This window comes from Serratia sp. Res13-Sevr-LER1-36-b, assembly GCF_015673035.1.
GTDB lineage: Bacteria > Pseudomonadota > Gammaproteobacteria > Enterobacterales > Enterobacteriaceae > Chania > Chania fonticola_C.
Genome location: NZ_JADACK010000005.1, coordinates 987924 through 1007964, shown reverse-complemented (window position 1 = coordinate 1007964; position 20041 = coordinate 987924). Strand labels below are relative to the sequence as shown.

Below are 20041 nucleotides of genomic sequence, written 5' to 3'. Positions count from 1 at the left end.
TAAACAAGGTCAATACGAATCCTACTGCAATGGGCTGTAATCTTTCGTGATAGGGGGCAATCATTGAGGTGGTTTACATCACACCTCAATGATTTTTGTGTTAATTCATGGATTATCTTAAGTGGGCAACGGTATCTCGACGCTTATCTTTAATACCGTCACTGAACCCCACGTTTCCATCGATATAGATTGAACATCCCCGGTTTGGAAAACATCACCAGGTTGCCCAGCAGGATCAGGCACAGGCCAATCACCGCATTCAGATGCCACTGGTAACCCTCATACAGAGTGGAGATCGTTAGCGCCACCAACGGGAACAGCAAGGTGCTATAGGCGGCGGCCCCTGAGCCGATGCGGCCTAGCAGGGTGAAATAGGCGGCAAAGGCGATCACCGTGCCAAAAATCGCCAGATAGAACAGCGATCCCAGATAGCGAGTGGTGAATTCGAGCTGCAATGAATCGCCCTGTGCCAGTGCGATGGCAAACATCAGCAGTGTGCCGTAGCTCATGGCGTAGGTATTGGTGGAAAGCATATCCAGCCCACGGCGTTGGTGGCGCGTGCTGAGCATGTTCCCCAGCGAAAAACCGTAGGTGCCCAGCGCGCTCAACCCGATCCCTTTAAGCAATTCTGGCGCCATCTGGGTCGCCATCAGATCCTGCCAAAATAGCGCCACGATGCCGGTCATGCCTAACAGTGCCGCAGGCAGCAGATTCGGGCTGGGGCGTTGGCGGAAGAAAATCATGCTGTTAACCGCGTTGAACAACACCGCCATCGAGAAAATCACCGATTCCAGCCCGCTGCTGATATAGGCCGCCGCCAGGTAGAAACAGTAAAAGTTAAAGCCAAACACACAGCAACCCTGCAACATGCAGAACAGGTGGTCCCGCAGGCTAATGGCCCGCAGACGGCGTAGCGCCAGCATGGCTAGCCACATCACGGCGGCAGCAAGCAAGAAACGGTAACCGATCGACACGGGGATCGCCACCGTGCCTTGTTGCAGGGTAATCGCAATCCAGGTGGTGCCCCAAATCAGCACAACGGCAAGGTACAACAGCGTATTCATGAGTTCTCCTGTTAATGATGGCAGGAGTATTCATCTTTTTGCGCTGTAACGCTTTCAGCCTTTTGCGGCCAATTGCATATTCTTGCGCTTTTTTTGTTAAAAGCGCCCGGTGACAACTGGCATCCCGCGCCGCCACTCTTTAAACTGGAACGGCTTGGATCACAGGAATAGGGCAGCTATGGCATACCTGGCATTTGAAACATTGCACCAACATAAAGCCCGGTTGCACAACAGCGTGCAGCTGGGATCTGGCGTGCAATTGGCGGCCTGGTCAAACTGCAATGACCGTATCACCCAGGAAAGTGCCGATCACCACACCCTCAGCCTGTACGTGGCGGATGGTTATGAGTGCTATCAGAAGGTGCCAGGGGGGTGGCAGAACGGCGGCGGCCCGGATCGCTTTTGCATCATGCCGCGTCATTACGAATCCACCTGGGATGTACGCAGCAATCTCTCCTTTGTTCATCTGTATTGTACCGACCAGCATTTGCGCCATTTGGTGGAGCAGACCTGGGATCGCAGCCCGGCGTCCATCAACGTAGAGCCGCTGTCGTTTGCGGAAGATCCGCAAATCACGCTGCTGTATCGCCAGTTTTTACTTAATCACAATTGGCAAGACAGCGCCAACCAACTGGCACTGAGCAGCGCCTCCACGTTGTTGATGTCGCATATGCTTCAGCGCTACACCCAGTTGCAATGGCGGCTGCCCAGCGTGCGTGGTGGGCTGGCACCGGCCGTGCTGAAGCGGGTGCAAGAGTTTATCTATCACCATCTCGATCAACCATTGGTGCTGGCAGACTTGGCTGCTCAGGCGGAATTGAGTGAGTTTCATTTTGCCCGCATGTTTAAACACAGCACCGGGCAGGCACCACATCAGTACGTGATGCAAGTGCGTTTGCAACAGGCGGAGAAATTACTGCGCAACACGCTGATGCCGCTAACCCAGATTGCGCTGGACTGCGGCTTTAGCTCGGCCAGCCATTTCAGCCACCGTTTCAAGGCATTCTATGGCTATACGCCGATACGGCTGCGGCAGCAAAGCCGTTAATCTCTGAGGAGAAAGGATATGGAACAACCCTTTTGTGGTGTTGAGGTACTTTTTGTCGCGGGTTTTGGCCCGATCACCCAAAACACCAGCCAAAGTGCCGCGTTGTATCAGCAAGCGCTGGGGTTGCCGCTCAAGCCAATGGAAGGGAATGAGGACTATCTGTTGACCGAGCACGATGCCTTGCCCGGGGTGAAGCACTTTGCGTTGTGGCCTTTGGCGCAGGCTGCCAAATCCTGTTTTGGTCAGGATCAGTGGCCACAAGATTTACCGGTGCCGCAGGCGTGGATGGAGTTTGACGTGGCGGATATGGCGAAGGCCACCCAAACGCTGCTGGATCAAGGCTATCAACTGCTGGTAGCCAACCGTTTGGAACCGTGGGGCCAGAGCGTCACCCGTCTGTTAAGCCCGGAAGGCTTGCTGGTTGGCGTGACTTTAACACCCTGGATGCGGGCTAACCCATAACCCACTGGCTACCTATGGCACAGCACCATCGGCGGATGGTGCCAAGAACGGTGGTTATGGCAAGGGGAAGGCGGTCGGGTTTTGGCTCATGACATCGATGAAGACGTCCTTGAAAGAGGCCCAGAAATGCATAATGCCAGCCAGGTTGAAGGACATACCCATCAGCCCCATCACAAACCAGCAGCTAGTGAACAGCCCCAGGCTGCTGAACACAAACGCCATGCCGTTACGGCTGGCTTTGCGGCACACCACATTCAGTTGGCTGGCCAGAAACATCATCACTGCGCTCAGCAATTCCCAGCGCATCATAATAAAGCCAGTGGCTATGGTACTCATCGGTGGTGATCCTTTGCTACAAACGCCGCATCCATCTCCTGGTATCAGACTCTGGGGAAGAATGCGCATTGATAGACGGTGGTTTAGGTTGTTGGTGTGATCTACGTCACATTGTAGCATCGGAATAATTGGTGTCTCAATAGTCGTCATGGCCTGTCTGACAAATCACAGCAACATTCCAATATGTTGAAACATTTATGCCAAATCATTAGCAACCTTTTAATGTGGCTCCAGGGTTATTAACGCTATGCTGGCCGGCTTTTCGCACCCATTATAGCTATCAGTCAGGCAGGTAAGACTCCGCGCATGGCCCAATTAAAAGATCCTTTCCGTGACCATCCCGCCGAAGAAACGTTGTTTATTCGCCGTGCCTGCGTGGCGATGGTGTTGGTCGTCGCCTGTTTTGGTTTGCTGGTTTACAACCTTTATCAGTTGCAGATCAAACAGCATGCGTTTTACCAGACTCGCTCTAATCAGAACGATATCAAGATGCTGCCGATTGCCCCTCATCGTGGCCTGATCTTCGATCGCAACGGCATCCCGCTGGTGCGCAACATACAACTGTATCAGATTGAAGTGACCCCCAGCAAGATTGCCGATATGGCAACGCTGTTGCAAAACCTGACGCCAATCGTCGATCTGACGCCGGATGACATCGCCTCATTCCGTGACGATATGCACCACAATAGCCGCTACAAGCCCGTCACGCTGAAGACCGGACTTAGTGAAACCGAGGTGGCTCGTTTTGCGGTAAACCAGTATCGCTTTGACGGTGTAACCATCGAGACCTACCAGCAGCGGCAATATCCTTACGGGGCACAGTTGGCGCACGTGGTGGGGTATGTCTCGCGCATTAACGATAACGATGTTAAAAAGCTGGAGCAGCAGGGATTAGCGCAAAACTATGCGGCCGACCACAATATTGGCAAACAGGGGCTGGAAGCCTATTACGAGAAAGAGCTACACGGCACCACTGGCTATCAGGAAGTGGAGGTGGATAACCACGGGCGTATCGTTCGCCTGCTGAAGGAACAGCCGCCCCAGGCGGGCAAAGATATTTATCTGACGCTAGATCTGCACCTGCAACAGTACATCGAAAGCTTGCTCAAAGGGCAACGGGCGGCGGTAGTGGTCGCCGATCCGCGCGACGGAGGCATTCTGGCGATGGTTTCCAGCCCTAGCTACGATCCCAACCCGTTCGTCAAAGGTATTGGCTATCAGGCCTACAAGTCGCTGCTCAGCAACCCGGACTTACCACTGATTAACCGCGTGACGCAGGGGCTATACCCGCCAGCCTCAACGGTAAAACCTTATATGGCGGTATCGGCACTGTTTGCCGGTGTCATCACCCCAACCACCACTTTCTTTGGCGCACCCACCTGGACCCTGCCGGGAACGCAGCGGCACTATCGCGACTGGTTGAAAACCGGGCACGGCCTGCTGAACGTCACCAAGGCGATCGAGGAGTCAGCCGATACCTTCTTCTATCAGGTTGCCTATGAGATGGGGATCGACCGGATCCATCAATGGCTAAGCCAGTTTGGCTATGGCAAGGCGACGGGAATCGATCTAAACGAGGAATATCGCGGCGTTCTGCCGAGCAGGGAATGGAAGCAGCGGGTACATAAAAAAGGCTGGTACCAAGGTGATACCATCTCGGTGGGTATTGGCCAGGGGTATTGGGTCGCTACGCCGCTCCAGATGGTGAAAGCACTGACCACGCTGATCAACAGCGGCAGGGTGAAAACGCCGCATCTGCTGTATTCGATGAAGCAGGGCCGGGAAGTCGAACGCTATCAGCCATCAGAGCAGGCCGTACAGATTGGAGAGGCCAAATCGCCGTATTGGGGGATTGTGCGCAACGGTATGTATGGCATGGCGAACCTGCCTAACGGGACCGGGTATAAACTGTTCCATACCGCGCCCTACCAGATAGCGGCCAAATCGGGGACGTCACAGGTTTTCAGCCTGAAAGAAAACCAGACTTACAATGCCAAAATGATCCCGGTACGCCTGCGTGACCATATCTTCTATACCCTGTTTGCGCCGTATAAAAACCCGCGGGTGGCGATGGCGCTAATTTTGGAAAATGGTGGTGGGGATGGCGTAGTTGCAGGGCCAACGGCCAGGGCAATTCTGGACCATATTTTCGACCCGGCCAATGCGCCTACGCCGGGGGATAACGACGGTAGCATAACGCAGCTGGGAGACAGTGACGATGTGCAACATTAAACGCGTATTTCTCACTACAATAATAAAATCAATAAGCCTGCGAAAGCAGGTTTTTTTTGTGGCCGCAAAACGTGTGCCGCCACCTTATCGCCATTCAGTCAAATGACGATCCCTAAGTGACTGTTTTAAACAGCTGTAAAATTAAAGCAACAAAAAAGCGTTTGTTTTTACTTTCTTACAAACTGCAACCTTCAGGCAATCTGACTCAGGTTAGACTTAGCTGATAAATAATCAGTTTAAAAACGTAGGCTTAACAGTGGCTCCTCCAACCAAGAAAAACGGTAAAAACTACTCGACGGCGCGTTTTGGCTGGATTTGCGCGGGCATCTTGGTCTGCTTTTTTCTCTTGATGTTCCGGGTCGGCTATTTACAGTTGCTGGAACACCAACAGTTGGCCGATCAGGCTGACCAGCGTTCCATTCGTACCCAAGTGGTGCCCACCAACCGAGCGATGATCACCGACCGTAATGATGCGGCGCTGGCGGTCAGCGTTTCTTCCAAAGATATCGTGTTGGACCCCAAACATATCCTCGACACCCAAACCGATACCAGCACCGAGCGCTGGCAGAGTTTGGCCAACGTGTTGAAAATGCCGCTTGCTGATGTTCAGCATCTGATCCAGGCCAACGCTCGTAAGCGCTTTGTCTATCTGGCTCGCAAGGTGGAGGATGACAATGCGGCCTATATCAGCAAGCTGCACCTGACCGGCGTTAGCACCGAGCAGGACTTCAGCCGTTTCTATCCCATGGGGCAAGACGCCGCCGGGCTGATTGGCATTGTGGGGCAGGATAATCAGGGGCTGGAAGGGATTGAGTTGGGTTTCAACCCGTTGTTGCAGGGTAAAAACGGCCTGCGTGTTTATCAGAAAGACGGCAGCGGTGCGGTCATCGGCGTGATTAAAAGCGTTGACCCAGTGCCGCCACCGAACGTGACGTTAAGCATCGACAAATTTATTCAGTACGTGCTGTTTTCCCAGATCCGCGATGGGGTGATCGCCAACCAGGCCGATTCCGGCTGTGCTGTGCTGGTGAAGGTGAATACCGGTGAGATCCTCGGTATGGCCAGCTATCCCTCTTTCAACCCTAACAACTACGCCAATACGCCGGTGAAAGACATACATAATGTCTGCAGCAGCGACAGCTTTGAACCCGGCTCGACGGTTAAACCGGTGGTGGTGATGGTGGGGTTGGATCACAAGCTGATCCGGCCAGATACCGTGCTGGATACTACGCCTTATACGGTGAACGGCCATCTGATCAAAGACGTGGGCCATTGGTCGAAACTGACCATTACCGGCGTGCTGCAAAAATCCAGCGATATTGCGGTTTCGCATATTGCGCTGGCGCTGCCTGCCACGGTGTTGCCTGCCGTTTATCGCAGTTTTGGCCTTGGGCGGCCAACCGATCTGGGGATTGGTAACGAAAGTAGTGGCTATTTGCCCGCTCACCGCGCGCGCTGGGCCGATATTGAACGAGCTACCTTCTCCTTTGGTTACGGTTTACGCGTCACGCCGCTGCAGATGGTGCGTGAATATGCCACCATCGGTTCATTCGGTGTTTATCGCCCACTTTCTATCACTAAAGTCACGCCGCCGGTCATGGGGCAGCAAGTCATGTCCGCCGAGGTGGTAAAAACCGTGGTGCACATGATGGAGAGCGATGCGTTGCCTGGGGGAAGCGGCCTCAGTGCCGCAGTGCCTGGCTATCGCTTGGCAATCAAGACGGGGACTGCTGAGAAGATGGGGCCAAACGGCAAGTACGATGGGGGTTATATCAACTACACCGCAGGCGTGGCACCGGCCAGCGATCCGCAGGTTGCCCTCGTGGTGATGGTCAATAACCCCAAGGCAGGCAAACACTTTGGTGGCTCGGTGGCGGGGCCGGTATTTGGCAAGATTATGGCCCAGGTGTTGGAGCATATGAATATCCTGCCGGATGCTCAGCCGTTGAAGGTGGTGGCGGTAGCCAAGGGCTGAGGGGTATTACTTCTCAACCACCCGCAGATCGATTCTGCGGTTTTTGGCACGATTGGCTTCGCTATCGTTAGGTACCAAGGGGTAAGCCGAGCCGTAACCTTCTGCGCTGATACGGCTTTCCCCAATCCCCATTTTTACCAATGCCATGCGTACGGCATCGGCACGATCCTGCGATAAACGCCGGTCCATCTGTTCATTGGCCGACTTGTCGGTATACCCCCCCAGTTGGATCTCCACATCCGGGTAAGCACGCAGAATATCGACGATATTCCTCAGCTGTTCCTGTGATGCAGGGGTTAACTCGGTGCGGTTGGTGTCGAACTGCAGACGATCCAGCGTAAACCAACGCTTTTCGCTAGTGGGAGCATTGCTCTCAATATAGGTGATCAGCAGGTTCTCGACGCTACGCTGCGACAGCAGGAGCTGCTTTCCATCGGCCAACCGGCGGTAGGTCACATCGCTCTGGCCGCTGGCCTGCATGGGTTGTAACACGCTAAAACCGCGTAGTGAGAACAGCAGCGATACCAATAGCAGCGACAGCATTAGCCACGGCCAGATACGGCGTTTGGGGGGCACCAGCGATCCGGTGCGGGAAACGGCCGGATCGGCTGGGATAAGCGCAGGTAGCTGATTGAGCACCGCCGTTGGTTGGACTGCGGCAATCTGCGGCAACTGCCACTCGAGCCAGCCTTTTAACGACGGTGATTGTAGGGAACGTTGGCGCAGATATTGGCCCAACAGGCCAAACACCACCGCGGAGGCCACGGAAAACAGCCGCTCGGCGACCTGTTTTTCCAGCACATAAAAGCTGACAAACAGCTGGGTGAGGTGCTTCACTTTGTGGCCAAGCACCATCGTCAGCAATGCTGGGCTGAATTTGCCCAGTGCTTCATCCAGAAAAGGCAATTCGAAGGGGGGAGTACGCCCGACCAACTGGCGGAAACGGAGAGAGTTGCCATTGCGATGCAGGTAGTCGCGGGTCTTTTGCAGGATCAAGGCCCCCATACCGTTAAGGCACAGCGCGATCTTTTCCTTAGCCGTTACCAGCTTTTGTTCCAACACTGTCAGCACCTGGGGCGAGATCGCCGCCATTTGCTGGTTAATGACATTTCCCATCTGGTACATCCGAACCTCCATTTCATCTGCGCGTATTCTGCACCGCAGAGTATGGTCAGTTCAACTTGTTAAACTACGAAACTAACATGGATAAGTCTGATATTTCAGCCTGACTAGGGTGTTTTCATAGCCTGACCGATTCTGCTGGTGAATCCGGGCTCGAGCTCTGTCGGGCAGAGTAACAGACTGGCCTGCTAAGCCGAAGAGATTAATGATTAAAAAATGAGTAGCGAAGCGGAAAGGAAGGTTGTGTCTCCCGAAGCCCTGGCTTGCCAAAGGTGATGTTCGCTTGACAATGGTTCTTTTGGGGCTGAATTTGAATTTTAGCGGTGCATTATTGTTTGAAAACGCTTCCTGTTTAAACATCATGCGTCAAATCAATGCAGGACATGATGAGAAACCCTCCGACATTTTTCGGTCACCAAGATAAATTAGAGAGGGTTGAAGTTTAATGATCGCTATTTTTTAAATAGGATGAAAGGTAAAAATACTTTAAATCAGGTTATTTCTTGAATTAACCTCAATCAAATCTTTTGTTATTTTGAATGCTCCTGTCTTGCGGGATTATTCTTGTAAAAATAAATCTCCTTTAATTAATGAAAAAATGACACATCCGACCAAGTAAAGTGGCGTTATGGATTTTTATTCTTCATTATAGCTTTGCAATTAGAATAATATTCCATTTTATTTATTGGCGGTGTTTTTTACTGGGGTTTTATTGATTGTTTTAAACATTTCGCGATAACATTCTCGTTAAGCAATGCAGACAATACCCTATTGCAATATTATTGCCTTATAGGGGACACCATCATTGCCATATTGTATCTGCATATTATGTCGCTTTCACACGAAGCTGTTTCAATGGATTTGACGATGGGAGTCAGAAAGGATGAATCTTGGTGTGGATATTATTGAGATCGCACGGGTAAACACCGCATTAATGCGAAGTGGCAATAGGCTGGCACAGCGTTTGTTAACCCCGGCAGAGCAGCAGGCTCTGGGGGATTTGGCCGAGAACGTCGAACGGTTGGCCGGTTTCTGGGCTGCCAAGGAAGCGGCGGTGAAGGCGCTTGGTACCGGATTCCGCCTGGGGATCTTATTCCACAACATCGAAATCAGACACGATGAGCTGGGCGGCCCTTATTATTTTTTCAGCGGTGAATTTGCCAGGTTGATGCGGGAGAAAAAATTGACTCGTGCCACGCTGAGTATTTCTCATTGTCAATCGCATGCCATTGCCGCAGCGGCATTGGGCTAATTATAGAATAAGGGAATATCTATGTCTCACTATCCCGACATCGGGGGTAAAAATGTGGTTGTCACCGGCGCCAGTGGTGATATTGGCCTAGCCATTTGTGAGAAATATCTCGAGCAGCAGGCTAAGGTTTTTGCTATTTACCATCATGATAATAGCGGTTTGGGAAAATTAAAAACCTCCCATCCGCAAGGTGACAACCTGCATATCATGCAGTGTAATGTTGCCGATGTCAGCGAGGTCTCCAGCCTGGCCAATGAGCTTGAGAAACAGGCTCATGAGGTGCATGTGCTGATTAATAATGCCGGGATATACAAAGACAACGTATTTTCCGCGCTGACATATGAGGAGTTTGATCAGGTTATCAAGGTCAATCTGTATGGCACCTTTACCATGACCAAACGGCTGTTGCCATTATTGCGTCACGCCCGCAATTCAACAGTGGTAAATATATCTTCGATATCCGGCATCACCTCCAGCTTTGGCCAGAGCAATTACAGCGCCGCCAAGGCTGGCATTATTGGCCTTACCCGCACCTTGGCCAGCGAAATGGCCTCAAAGGGGATCCGCGTCAATGCCGTGGCACCGGGGATGATTGAATCCAGAATGGTAAAAAAAGTGCCGCGCCAGATAGTGCGCAACGTAATGTCTGCTATCCCGTTGAAACGTCTTGGTCGTGTCGACGAGATCGCCAACGTGGTGGCTTTCTTAAGTTCAGACGCATCCAGCTATATCGTTGGTCAGACTTTGGTGGCCGATGGCGGCCTGGTGATGCGTTAACCGACAGGAATGTTGTATGGCTAATTATAACAAGAGCTTAGTCCAGCCCAATCTGCTGCTAAAAATGGGGTCCTGGCGTGCACCGATATTTATGGTTGACCGCATCGTGGACTTTTCACCGGGAGAAAGGGGCTCGATTACCGTGATCAAGCACGTCACCTTTAATGAATCCTATATTCCGGGGCATTTTCCAGACAACCCGGTAATGCCCGGCGTGATGATCGCCGAGATCTTCGGCCAGTCTAGTGAATACCTGAGTCTGCTGAACGATTTCTGCCAGTTGCATGAGCGTGAAACCCAGCAACCGTTGAAGAAATTTGATGAGGTATCACGTGCGCTGCAGACGCCAGAAGGCACGGCACGAGTGATAGCCGAACGGGCGCGCGTGTTAGGCGTGCTGGCCTCTCAGGACGTCAAATACAAAAGCATGGTTGCGCCTGGCGACACCATTGAAGTCAACAGCCGCTTGGCGTTCGCCGATATGAACGGGTTTCACCACTACGAAGTGGAGGCGCGGGTTGGCCGGAATGTGGCGTGCGTCGGGCGGATTGTCAATTTTCGTACCGATCGCATTCTGGCTGAAGGCAAAGGTATGTACGTTTAACTAACAGGGAGTAATACCGCTATGAGCAACATCGCGCTTATTGAAAGGATTGAACAGCGCAAATCTGTGCTGGAGAAAATCAAAACGGGGCTAATAGAACGCCTGAACCTCTATCAGAAAGTCAATCAGATTGACGATGACACACCGCTGTTTGGTAGCGGGTTGAAGCTGGATTCGGTGGATGCCACCGAGGTCGTCGTGTTGCTGGATGAAATCTTCGGCATCCGTGTGACAGAAGGTGACGATCCTTCCTACATGCGTAGCGTCAACACCCTCACTTCGTTTGTTATTGGCAAGCAGGGGGAAACCACCAACGGAACAGCAACAGGAGCGGACAAGGAATGACCAAACTCACTGACATTCATCGGCAGCACGGGGCGGTAATGGGGGAGCGTAACGGCGTTGCCATTCCCCTGAGTTATTTTGCAGCGGATGAGGAGCACAAGGCGGTACGTCAACACATTCTGCTGTCCGACTACTCCCATTTTGGCATCGCGGCTATCAACGGTGACAGCGCTTGGTCGTTGCTCAACCAGTTGGTTTCCGGCGATGTTTCATCGATCCGGGATGAACAAGCCATGTACAGCCTGATCCTCGATGATGGAGGCAATATCATTACCGACCTGTATATCGCCTGTGATGACGAACGTTTTCTGTTGCTGTCGGAGTGGGTCAGCGGTGAAACGCTGTGCGACATGCTGCGAGCCAAGCTGGCAGGCAATGAAGAAGAGTTTGAGGATATCGACTCGATCGAATCGCTAACGCCAGAGTGGGGCATGTTGCACTTTGAAGGGCCATACGCCTGGGAACTGTTGGCTGAAGTCTATGGGATGGACGTGATTGGCCTGCCATACCAGGAACACATGCACGTTGAGGACGATCTGATCCTGCTGCGCAGCGGAAAACATGGCGAGTACTCTTACAAACTGATGGGGCCACAGGATCTGCTGGCCAACGTTTGGATCCAGATGCTGGAGGCTGGCGAAAGGTATGACATGCGTACCGGCGGGCTGAACTACCAGCGGAAAGTGCGCCTGGAAAATCCTTGCTGGGAACCCGGCATGTTCAACGCCTACACCGGCTGCCCGATCGCATTGCAAATGCAATGGGCAGTGCGCTACGACAAAGAAGCTTTCACCGGCCTGGCAAGTTTGAGTGACCGCGTAGAGCAGGGCATCAGCCACCGTATCGTGGGGATGAGCATTGCCGGGACACCGAACGCCATCCCGCAACGCGGCGACAAAGTGATGTTTGACGGTAACTGCATCGGTGAAGTGATCGTCTGCGACTATTCGGCAGATCTGCAAGCCTGTCTGGGCCGTTTGTTCGTGACCGACGCCTGGGCTTGGGCAGACATTGATGGCTATCACGTGGTGACGGCTAATGGCCCGGTGGCGGTAACAACGTCAGCGGTGCCTTTCGCCCGTAACTACAGCTTCCTGATTAATCCTTCTGAACACAGTTATGTCGACAGCTCGCGCCCACGCGATCTGCTGCAACAGCTTGAATGGCAAAAACTCAGAGAAGAGAACGAGTAAGCCGAACACCCCCTTAAGCATCACGCTATTTTGCGCCATGGCAACATGGCGCACCCACATTCGATTTCTGGTTTGCTGACACGGAAGGCACTATGACAGTCACGCGTAAACGAGTGGTGATCACCGGTATGGGTCACCTCTCTTCCATTGCCACTAACGTTGCCGAGTTCAAACAGGCACTGCTGAATAAAACCTGCGGGATCAAGCCCAGTAAAAAGTATCTCGAATGGTTCGAGGATGCCAACGCCTCCGAGGTAATGCAGCCTTTGAGTTGGCCCGATCTCCCTCCTGAAACCGTTGCCTCAATGGATAATGCTTCGCTGTGGGCCTATAAGGTTGGCGATGAAGCTTTGCAGCAAGGCCAGTTACCACGCGGAGAACTACGGGATAAAACCGGGCTGATCATCGGCGTTTCCTCTGCCGGTACCGAGCCCTTTATGCCGCTGATTGAACGTCAGACGGAGCGCTTCTCGTTACAGAAGGCCATGGTATCCGGCAGTTTTTCTTCCTGTAGCGCCATTGTCTCTTCGCTGCTGGGGCTGAAAGGGGGCTTTGAACTGGTCGCTACAGCCTGTACGGCCAGTACCAACGCGATGGGGATTGGCTATGACCTGATCCAGAACGGCAAGAATGCCACGGTGCTGGTGGTTGGCACCGAGCCTGTCTATCTGCCGACCTTTGCCGGATTTTACGCGCTCCATGCCATGAAACGTACGCCGTCCAGCCCGTTCTCCGGCACTCCAGGGATGTCGGTTGGCGAAGGTGCAGGCGCTTTGTTGCTGGAAGAATACGAGCATGCTGTCGCTCGTGGTGCGACGATCTATGGTGAGATGGTCTCTTACGCCACCTCTTGCGATGCCTATCACGAAACGGCCCCCGACCCACGGGCCGAAGGGGCAGTACAGGTGATGCGCCATGCGATGCAGAACGCAGAGATCGGGCCGCAGGATATTACTTATATCAATGCCCACGGTACCGGCACGGACGCTAACGATCGCTGCGAAACGCTGGCCATGAAAAAGGTCTTCCCGAATATCATGGATATTCCGGTGAGTTCAACCAAGGCTTATGTGGGGCACAATATCGGTGCCGCCGGGATCATCGAGCTGACCGCCTGCTTCCTGACCTTGCCGGAAAACAAGATCCTGCCAACGCTCAACTTTACTACGCCGCGCGCAAACTGCGATCTCAACTATGTGCCCAACGAGTTCCAGGAAGCCGAAGTCAAGATGTTCATGAAGAACAACTATGCCTTTGGCGGTAACAACTGCTGTGTGATTGCCAGCGTCAAGCCTGAGCAAAGTCCGGTAACGCATTATCAACCCAAACGCGTCGCGATCACCGGCATGGGGGCGGTCAGCTCCGTGGGCCACACCTTGCAAAGCATGCTGGAAAAAATGTGGGCGCAGGAGCCACTACCACAACTGTTCTCACCGGCACTTGATGACGATACCCGCCAGGGATTTCGTGAATTACTCAATGTCATGTTGAGAAACCAGGGAGTGGCGGACTACATGGGTAACCGCTTCGGTGAACAGGATGTGGAATGTGAGCTGAACAAACCGGGCGGGGTGCATCAGGTACAAGGATTGGACGCCCGTAAGACACTACGCCGCTTTGATCCTCGTAAAGCCAATACCATCAGTACCTTTGCCTTACTGGCCCTTACCCAAGCCATGAATGACGCCGGGCGTAAGATCAAACGGGACGGTCAGACGATCGGCATGATCCTTGGTATGTCCAAAGGGCCACATTCGACGGTAGATCGCTACCTGCAAAGCCTGTTCCCAGACCCAACCAAAGTGCGAACCTCCGAATTTCCAGGTGCGCTGATGAATGCCATTTCGACCTTCTGTTCCATTTCCGAAGGGATCAAGGGCTATAACACCTCGCTGGCAACGGGTATCAATGCCGGATTGGGCGCATTGACTTATGGCTATGAGTTGGTCCGCCAGGATCTGCAACCGCAGATGATTGTAGGGGGGGCGGATGAAAATATGAACACCTTCGTCATCTGCCTGCAGGCGCTGAACAGCGATCTGTTACTGACACGCGACCCGGCTGATTTCCAGATCTACAGCAAGGACGCCAAAGGCTATATCCCAGGTGAAGGCGCAGGCATGTTGCTGATTGAAGATTTACAGCATGCACAGGATCGTGGCGCCCACATTCACGCCGAGATTGTCGGCTATGGCAAATCCAGTGATGGCTGTTACTTTGCCAAGGATGATATGCCAGCCCGGATCGAGTCCATGGCGGTGGCCATTCGTCAGGCATTGCATGAAGCAGGCATGGAGCCGGAAGAGGTGGATCTGATCTGTGGCACCAGTGATGGCACTGCCGCCCGAGATGCCGTTGAGATTGGGGCGATCCGTAGCACCTTCGGCGAAGCTCGCCGTAATCTGCCGTTTGTTAACTACAACGCCTGGTTTGGTCTGGTGGAGTCCTGCGTCGGTATCCTCAATATCGCGGTGGTCACGGAGATTATGAAGCGGGGTGAAATCCTGCCGATCCCTTACACCGAAAACTTCTGTGCGGAAGATATCGCCTTTGTCACCCAACCGCTGAAGAAAACCGTCCGTAACGCTCTGGTGCTCGGCTCAACGGAAGGTGGCAATCACTATGCCGTGGTGCTGAGGAGTATGGCGTGATTCAGAATGTCGTCCTGAGTGGTTGGGGCGTCACCAGTGATTATGCGCCGGATTTTCCGGCGCTGATCAAGGGCCTGAGCGAAAACAGATTGGCCAGCACACAGCCCTGGTTCGCCACCGAAAGCGAATGGCAGGATCTGCGTTTGAGTTGCAACCCGCACCATGTTGCTGACCATCAGCCATCCGGCGTGATGTTGACCCGCCTGCAGCCGGTTATCAATCAGGCGCTTGCCAGCGCTGGTATGACAAGGGATCAATTGCAGGGAAAGCGGGTTCGGGTTTATCTGGTAGGCCATGGTGAGCGCCCCGACATCGCTGATTTTATGGGGTATCAAGAGCGTAACGATCAGGAAGAGCTACGGTTATTTCCAAAAATCAAACGGCTGCATGCCAAGAGTTACGGTCAGGATCGGCTGGCGCGACAACTCACTCAGAGCTATCAGCTAAGTTGGCCACCAGTTTCGCTTTATTGCGCCAGCAACTCTTCTTTAGCGGCGGTCCATTTGGCCCACTCGGCCATTGCTGCCAATGAGGTTGATTTGGTGCTGGTCGTTGGCTGGTTTGAAACGCTGACGCAGGACATTATCTTCCTGGGTGGCCAGGACATGCTGGGGGAAGAGGGTTCACAACCGTTTAGCAGCCATAACAGCTGCATTCTACCCACCAACGGTGTCGTGGCGGTGATCGTTGAAAGCGAGCAGCACGCTCGTCAGCGCAACGTTACTCCGCCTGTCAAAATACGCAGCTCTGTGTTTTGCCAGAGCAGCGGTGCCAGGGGCAGCAGTTCCTTCACGGCGGATTTCCGCACCATTGCCCAGACGTTTGAGCGGGCGCTGCTGGAAGCCGGACTCACTGCGCAAGATATCGCCTGCGTTTTCCCTCATGCCAATGGGGTGATCGCCAGCGACAAGGCAGAAGCCATGGCGCTGCAAAAAGTCTGGGGGAAATGCGGGGTTCCGGTGGTCAGTTACAAGGGACAGGTCGGTTACATGGAGAGCTGCTGTGGTTTGCTGGACCTGATGCTGGCGGCGGATGCGTTACAACAACGTCGTCTGCTGGCGCTGGCCACGCGTTACCCGATTAACGACAGCCTGCAAATTCATGTTCATGCCGATAGCCCACCGTTGGCACTGAAACGACAGCACATCCTCAAGTCTGGCATCGGGCTCGATGGTTCGGCTATCGCCATGGTGATCTCCGCTAACAGTGAGGGTGCAGATGAACACGGTTAAACAAGTGATACCGGCGGCGGCCATCAATCTGGTGGGATTCTCCCTGCTGGAACCCTGCACGCCGATGCAACGGTTTTTCCCTAGCTGGTACAACGTGTGGGAAGCCTGGTTGCATAAAAAGGCCAATGCCAAAGCGGGCAGCAACCAGTGGTTGTTCCGTCGTTTCGGCATTGACAGTGAAATGCTGCCTGAAGAGGCGCTGCGTAAAGCCAATTATCGTGGCTGGCTGAACGACATGAGTGCGGCCTGTGCTGAGGCGGTGGCACAGTTGGGGAGCAGGGGGGAGTTTCGCCTGCGCCATGAGCGTAATGCGTTTATTTATTGTGATTCCTGGGGGGAAGCATCGGTATTTGAAGGGGTCAACAGCTGGCGAGACTCGTTGAGCGTCGATATTCTGCCCAAAGGTATCGTGCGGGATTACGGCATCAAGGATTTCACCTGCAAATTGCGCGGTGAACGTAACGGCTTGGTGAGTGCTTTGCGGATGGCGCAGGACTGCCTGAACAGTCATATGGCCGATAACGTCATCATCTGTGGCCAATTCCGCAGCTTCCCGGTGTTGGTTTTCTCTGAGGCAGAACACTTTCCCTCATCCAGCAAACGGGGGCCGATCCCCGCCAACAGTCAGTTCAGCGTTGAGCGTGTCGGTTGCCTGATCCTCAAGAAGCAACCAGGCCAGGGCGTCGCTCTACATTTGAGTGATTATCAAGCCTTGTCGGGTTCTACCCAACGGCGCTCTCTGCAGTTGGCTGACCACTGTAAGCGGTATCTGGCTACGGATACCCAGGCCGTGTTGGGCGTTACACCGCCGGCACTGTCTTTTCGTGCCTTGCAGCGGCAAGCGTTTGAACAGTTGCCTCCCGGCCTGGCTTGCGTCTCGCTCAGTGAACTCTACGGCGACAGCGGTTGCATGAACCCGGCATTGGCCTGGCAGTATCTACTGCAAAGCAATATCACCGGGCACAGCTTGTTGAGTGTGCTCGACGGTGAGGGTGGAGCCTGGTTGCTGGAGAACTGGGTACCGCAAGCCGGTCACTTACCGTCAAATTATCGGGGAACATCATGACCACCCTACATATTGCACAACCTTTGCCTGTGGTGTCGATGCAACAGGCAGGCAAACGCTTTGGTAAAGGGCCGGGTGCCATTGTGGCGCTGGGATCGATTACCAGCGAAATCCATGACGGCGAGTTTATCGCGTTATGTGGGCCATCCGGCAGTGGTAAAAGCACGTTGCTCAATCTGATGGGCGGTATCGATTATCCCACCAGTGGCCATGTCTATTTGCTGGGTAACGACCTTTCCACGCTCAATGACCAACAAGCCGCTTGCCTGCGTGCTGATGCCATCGGCTTCGTATTCCAGTTCTTTAACCTGCTGCCGGTACTGAGCGTGTTCGATAACGTTTATTACCCACTGATGCTTAACGGCTTCAGCCGCCGCGTGGCGCAAGATCAGGTGATGGACATGATCGAAAAAGTGGGGTTGGCGGCGCACTACAAACGCACGCCCGGCGAGCTTTCCGGCGGGCAGCAGCAGCGCGTGGCGATCGCCCGTGCGCTGGTTAAACGCCCACGCTTGATCGTTGCCGATGAACCCACGGGCAATCTGGATACTCGTACCGGGCAGGAGATCGTCGATCTGCTGCTTACCATGAATCAGGAATTGAAAACCACGTTTGTTATTTCCACCCATTCCTTGACGCTGCGCGATCGGGCCAAACGGGTGTTGGAAATCAGGGATGGGGAACTGGAAAATGATTTTGTTATCGCTTAAACGTTACGCTGTCACTTTATTAGTGTTGGTCAGTGGGCTTTCGCAAGCCACTGGTTTGCAGGAAACGCAGGACAACCTCAACTTACAGGCGATCCTGGCGGTTAATTCCCAAGCACCAATGAGCACGTTGAACACTGCGGCCAGCCAGTTGCAAGCCTTGTATCAACAGCACCCGGATCGCCGCATCGCCAAAATGTTTTATGGCTACGCACAACTGTTTATGGCCACGGATTTTCTGGCCAAGAAGAATTACATGCGTGCGGCAGAAACCTCAAAACTGGGTTTTTTCTACATAGATGAAGCGGCGGAAAGCGAAGAGAGCGACTGGCAGATGCGCTTTCTGCGTGTGCGGATGGATGCATTTGTTCCCGCCACCCATGGCCGTTGCGTTGTGGCCTTGAAAGACCTGGACTATTTGCAGCAGACCCCGGCGGTACCCGCTGATTTGCAACCGATGATCACGCTGATGTCCGCGCATGCCCTGGCCAGCTGCCAGCGTGTGGCTGATGCCAAGGCGGCCTGGGCGGCGTTGGCACAGCAGGGCGCAGAGGGAAAACGTCTGTCCGAGCACAGCACGGCCCCTGAATGGACGCCTGCTGAACTGAACACCATCATCCAGCCGCTGACGGAGGTACCGCTATGATGAATATCCTGTTCTGGGTTGCCAACATGATTATCATTTACGCCTTGTTGGTGGTGATCCTGACGGCGATCCGTAAACCTACCGATATCCGTTACACCTTCCTGAATCTGTTTCGCCAGCGCCGCCGTTCCGGGGTAACGCTACTGGCGATCACCTTGGGAGGGGTGGCGGTGTTTATCTTCGGTGGGTTTGTCGATTACTCGTTCTGGGCGCTGCGTGAACAAACCATCCGCACCAACCTGGGGCATATTCAACTTTATCAACAAGGCTACCTCAGCAGCGGGGCCAACAATTCGCTGCAGTACACCATCGATAACTACGATGAGGTGAAACAGCTCCTGCAGGCCGATCCGGTGATTGCACCGAAGATCGCCACCATTACCGGGCAACTGGCTTTTACCGGCATCATTTCCCAGTATGACAAGGGGGCTTCCACCTTCTTTACCGGAGTGGGGATCGAACCTCTAACCTCGTTGGTGCTGGGCTCGCTGGATAAAATCATTTCTGGTAGCGACCTGTCGCGGGTTGCGCAGCAGGACATCACCCTGGGTTCTGGTATTGCGAACGCCTTGTCCGCGGGCTATGGCGACTGGGTCGACATGTTGGTGGTCAACCCGCAAGGCGGGCAAAACGCCATGTCTTCTCAGGTACGCGGCGTCTTCCAGTCCGGCATCAAAGAATACGACGATACGGCGATCAAAATGCCGCTGCAAACGGCCCAGCGTCTGTTGCAGACCCAGGACGTCAGTAAAATCATCATCATGCTGCAGGACACCGACCAAACAGAGGACGTGTTGGCGCGGGTCAACCAGCTAATTGAACAGCATCAGTTCAAGCTGGAAGCGCGCTCCTGGTATGAGTTGGCCATTTTCTATCATCAGGTGGTGAATCTGTTTGAAGGGATCTTCCTGTTTATCAAATCCATTGTCAGCGTCATCGTGGTGTTCATGATCGGCAACACGTTGATGATGAACGTCATCGAACGTACCCGCGAAATCGCTACGCTGCGCGCACTAGGCCTTAACCAAGCCTATATTGGCCGTTTGTTTGTGCTGGAAGGGATCATCATTGGCATTATTGGCTCGGCGCTGAGCGTCAGCTTCGGCATTCTTATCGCTGCACTTATCAATATCAATGGCATACCGATGCCGCCTTCACCGGGTTATACCCAGGGCTATCTGGCTTTTGTGCTGTGGGATCAGGACTTCAATCTGTTCTGGTTCTCCTGCGCGTTGCCGCTGGTGACGGCATTGATAGCGTCCATTATCCCGGCACGCCGGGCATCGAAACTGGTTATAGCGCAAGCGTTCCGTTTTGTTTAAACCCTCA

Annotated in this window: 18 protein-coding genes; 15 read left to right on the top strand and 3 right to left on the bottom strand. The window is 53.5% G+C overall.

Features of this window, described 5'->3' with window-relative positions:
- Positions 1-158: 158 nt before the first annotated feature.
- Positions 159-1064 carry a DMT family transporter gene (locus IMQ33_RS05665; RefSeq protein ID WP_196063061.1) on the bottom strand — a complete coding sequence of 302 codons (906 nt, stop codon included), beginning with the start codon at positions 1062-1064 and terminating at the stop codon, positions 159-161.
- Between the two features lie 178 nt (positions 1065-1242).
- Here IMQ33_RS05665 and IMQ33_RS05660 point away from each other — a divergent pair, with 178 nt between their 5' ends.
- Positions 1243-2112, top strand: coding sequence for a helix-turn-helix domain-containing protein (locus IMQ33_RS05660; protein ID WP_065685804.1), 870 nt, complete (start codon positions 1243-1245; stop codon positions 2110-2112).
- An 18-nt stretch (positions 2113-2130) separates the two neighbouring features.
- Positions 2131-2574 carry a glyoxalase gene (locus tag IMQ33_RS05655; protein WP_196063060.1) on the top strand — a complete coding sequence of 148 codons (444 nt, stop codon included), beginning with the start codon at positions 2131-2133 and terminating at the stop codon, positions 2572-2574.
- Positions 2575-2628: 54 nt separating this feature from the next.
- Here IMQ33_RS05655 and IMQ33_RS05650 read toward each other — a convergent pair whose 3' ends face one another.
- Complete coding sequence (locus tag IMQ33_RS05650; RefSeq protein WP_024530953.1) at positions 2629-2910, bottom strand: YjcB family protein; 282 nt, start codon at positions 2908-2910, stop codon at positions 2629-2631.
- 306 nt (positions 2911-3216) lie between these two features.
- Between IMQ33_RS05650 and mrdA the strand changes: the two genes are divergently transcribed.
- Together mrdA and IMQ33_RS05640 are read left to right on the top strand one after the other, a co-directional pair.
- Positions 3217-5142 carry a penicillin-binding protein 2 gene (mrdA, locus tag IMQ33_RS05645; protein ID WP_196063059.1) on the top strand — a complete coding sequence of 642 codons (1926 nt, stop codon included), beginning with the start codon at positions 3217-3219 and terminating at the stop codon, positions 5140-5142.
- 256 nt (positions 5143-5398) lie between these two features.
- On the top strand, positions 5399-7117 hold the full coding sequence (locus IMQ33_RS05640) for a penicillin-binding transpeptidase domain-containing protein (RefSeq protein WP_046808264.1): 1719 nt from the start codon (positions 5399-5401) through the stop codon (positions 7115-7117).
- A gap of 6 nt (positions 7118-7123) precedes the next feature.
- Here the strand turns inward: IMQ33_RS05640 and IMQ33_RS05635 are convergent, their stop codons facing one another.
- Positions 7124-8242 carry an OmpA family protein gene (locus IMQ33_RS05635; RefSeq protein ID WP_196063058.1) on the bottom strand — a complete coding sequence of 373 codons (1119 nt, stop codon included), beginning with the start codon at positions 8240-8242 and terminating at the stop codon, positions 7124-7126.
- Between the two features lie 880 nt (positions 8243-9122).
- Between IMQ33_RS05635 and acpS the strand changes: the two genes are divergently transcribed.
- The 11 genes from acpS to IMQ33_RS05580 all read left to right on the top strand — a co-directional run bounded on the left by acpS (position 9123) and on the right by IMQ33_RS05580 (position 20034).
- Positions 9123-9491 carry a holo-ACP synthase gene (gene acpS / locus IMQ33_RS05630; protein ID WP_196063057.1) on the top strand — a complete coding sequence of 123 codons (369 nt, stop codon included), beginning with the start codon at positions 9123-9125 and terminating at the stop codon, positions 9489-9491.
- A gap of 21 nt (positions 9492-9512) precedes the next feature.
- Positions 9513-10268 (top strand): SDR family NAD(P)-dependent oxidoreductase, encoded by a 756-nt coding sequence (locus tag IMQ33_RS05625; RefSeq protein ID WP_098931070.1) that lies wholly within the window; start codon positions 9513-9515, stop codon positions 10266-10268.
- A 16-nt stretch (positions 10269-10284) separates the two neighbouring features.
- Positions 10285-10872: a 3-hydroxyacyl-ACP dehydratase FabZ family protein gene (locus tag IMQ33_RS05620; protein WP_021806448.1), complete on the top strand. Its 588-nt coding sequence runs from the start codon at positions 10285-10287 to the stop codon at positions 10870-10872.
- Positions 10873-10893: 21 nt separating this feature from the next.
- Complete coding sequence (locus tag IMQ33_RS05615) at positions 10894-11217, top strand: acyl carrier protein (protein WP_065685810.1); 324 nt, start codon at positions 10894-10896, stop codon at positions 11215-11217.
- Positions 11214-12410: an aminomethyl transferase family protein gene (locus IMQ33_RS05610; RefSeq protein ID WP_196063056.1), complete on the top strand. Its 1197-nt coding sequence runs from the start codon at positions 11214-11216 to the stop codon at positions 12408-12410. The genes IMQ33_RS05615 and IMQ33_RS05610 overlap by 4 nt, the downstream gene beginning before the upstream one ends.
- A gap of 92 nt (positions 12411-12502) precedes the next feature.
- Entirely contained in the window at positions 12503-15061 is a 2559-nt protein-coding gene (locus IMQ33_RS05605) for a beta-ketoacyl synthase (protein ID WP_196063055.1), read from the top strand.
- A complete protein-coding gene (locus IMQ33_RS05600; RefSeq protein WP_196063054.1) occupies positions 15058-16293 on the top strand; it encodes a beta-ketoacyl synthase N-terminal-like domain-containing protein in 1236 nt (411 codons plus the stop codon). The genes IMQ33_RS05605 and IMQ33_RS05600 overlap by 4 nt, the downstream gene beginning before the upstream one ends.
- Positions 16280-17359, top strand: a complete 1080-nt coding sequence (locus IMQ33_RS05595) for a hypothetical protein (protein WP_196063053.1) — start codon at positions 16280-16282, stop codon at positions 17357-17359. Before IMQ33_RS05600 ends, IMQ33_RS05595 begins: the two co-directional genes overlap by 14 nt.
- The gene (locus IMQ33_RS05590; protein WP_161711568.1) at positions 17356-18069 is read left to right on the top strand and encodes an ABC transporter ATP-binding protein; all 714 of its coding nucleotides are present in this window, start codon (positions 17356-17358) and stop codon (positions 18067-18069) included. The genes IMQ33_RS05595 and IMQ33_RS05590 overlap by 4 nt, the downstream gene beginning before the upstream one ends.
- On the top strand, positions 18050-18712 hold the full coding sequence (locus IMQ33_RS05585) for a hypothetical protein (protein WP_196063052.1): 663 nt from the start codon (positions 18050-18052) through the stop codon (positions 18710-18712). The genes IMQ33_RS05590 and IMQ33_RS05585 overlap by 20 nt, the downstream gene beginning before the upstream one ends.
- Positions 18709-20034, top strand: a complete 1326-nt coding sequence (locus IMQ33_RS05580) for an FtsX-like permease family protein (RefSeq protein ID WP_196063051.1) — start codon at positions 18709-18711, stop codon at positions 20032-20034. Before IMQ33_RS05585 ends, IMQ33_RS05580 begins: the two co-directional genes overlap by 4 nt.
- Positions 20035-20041 lie beyond the last annotated feature (7 nt).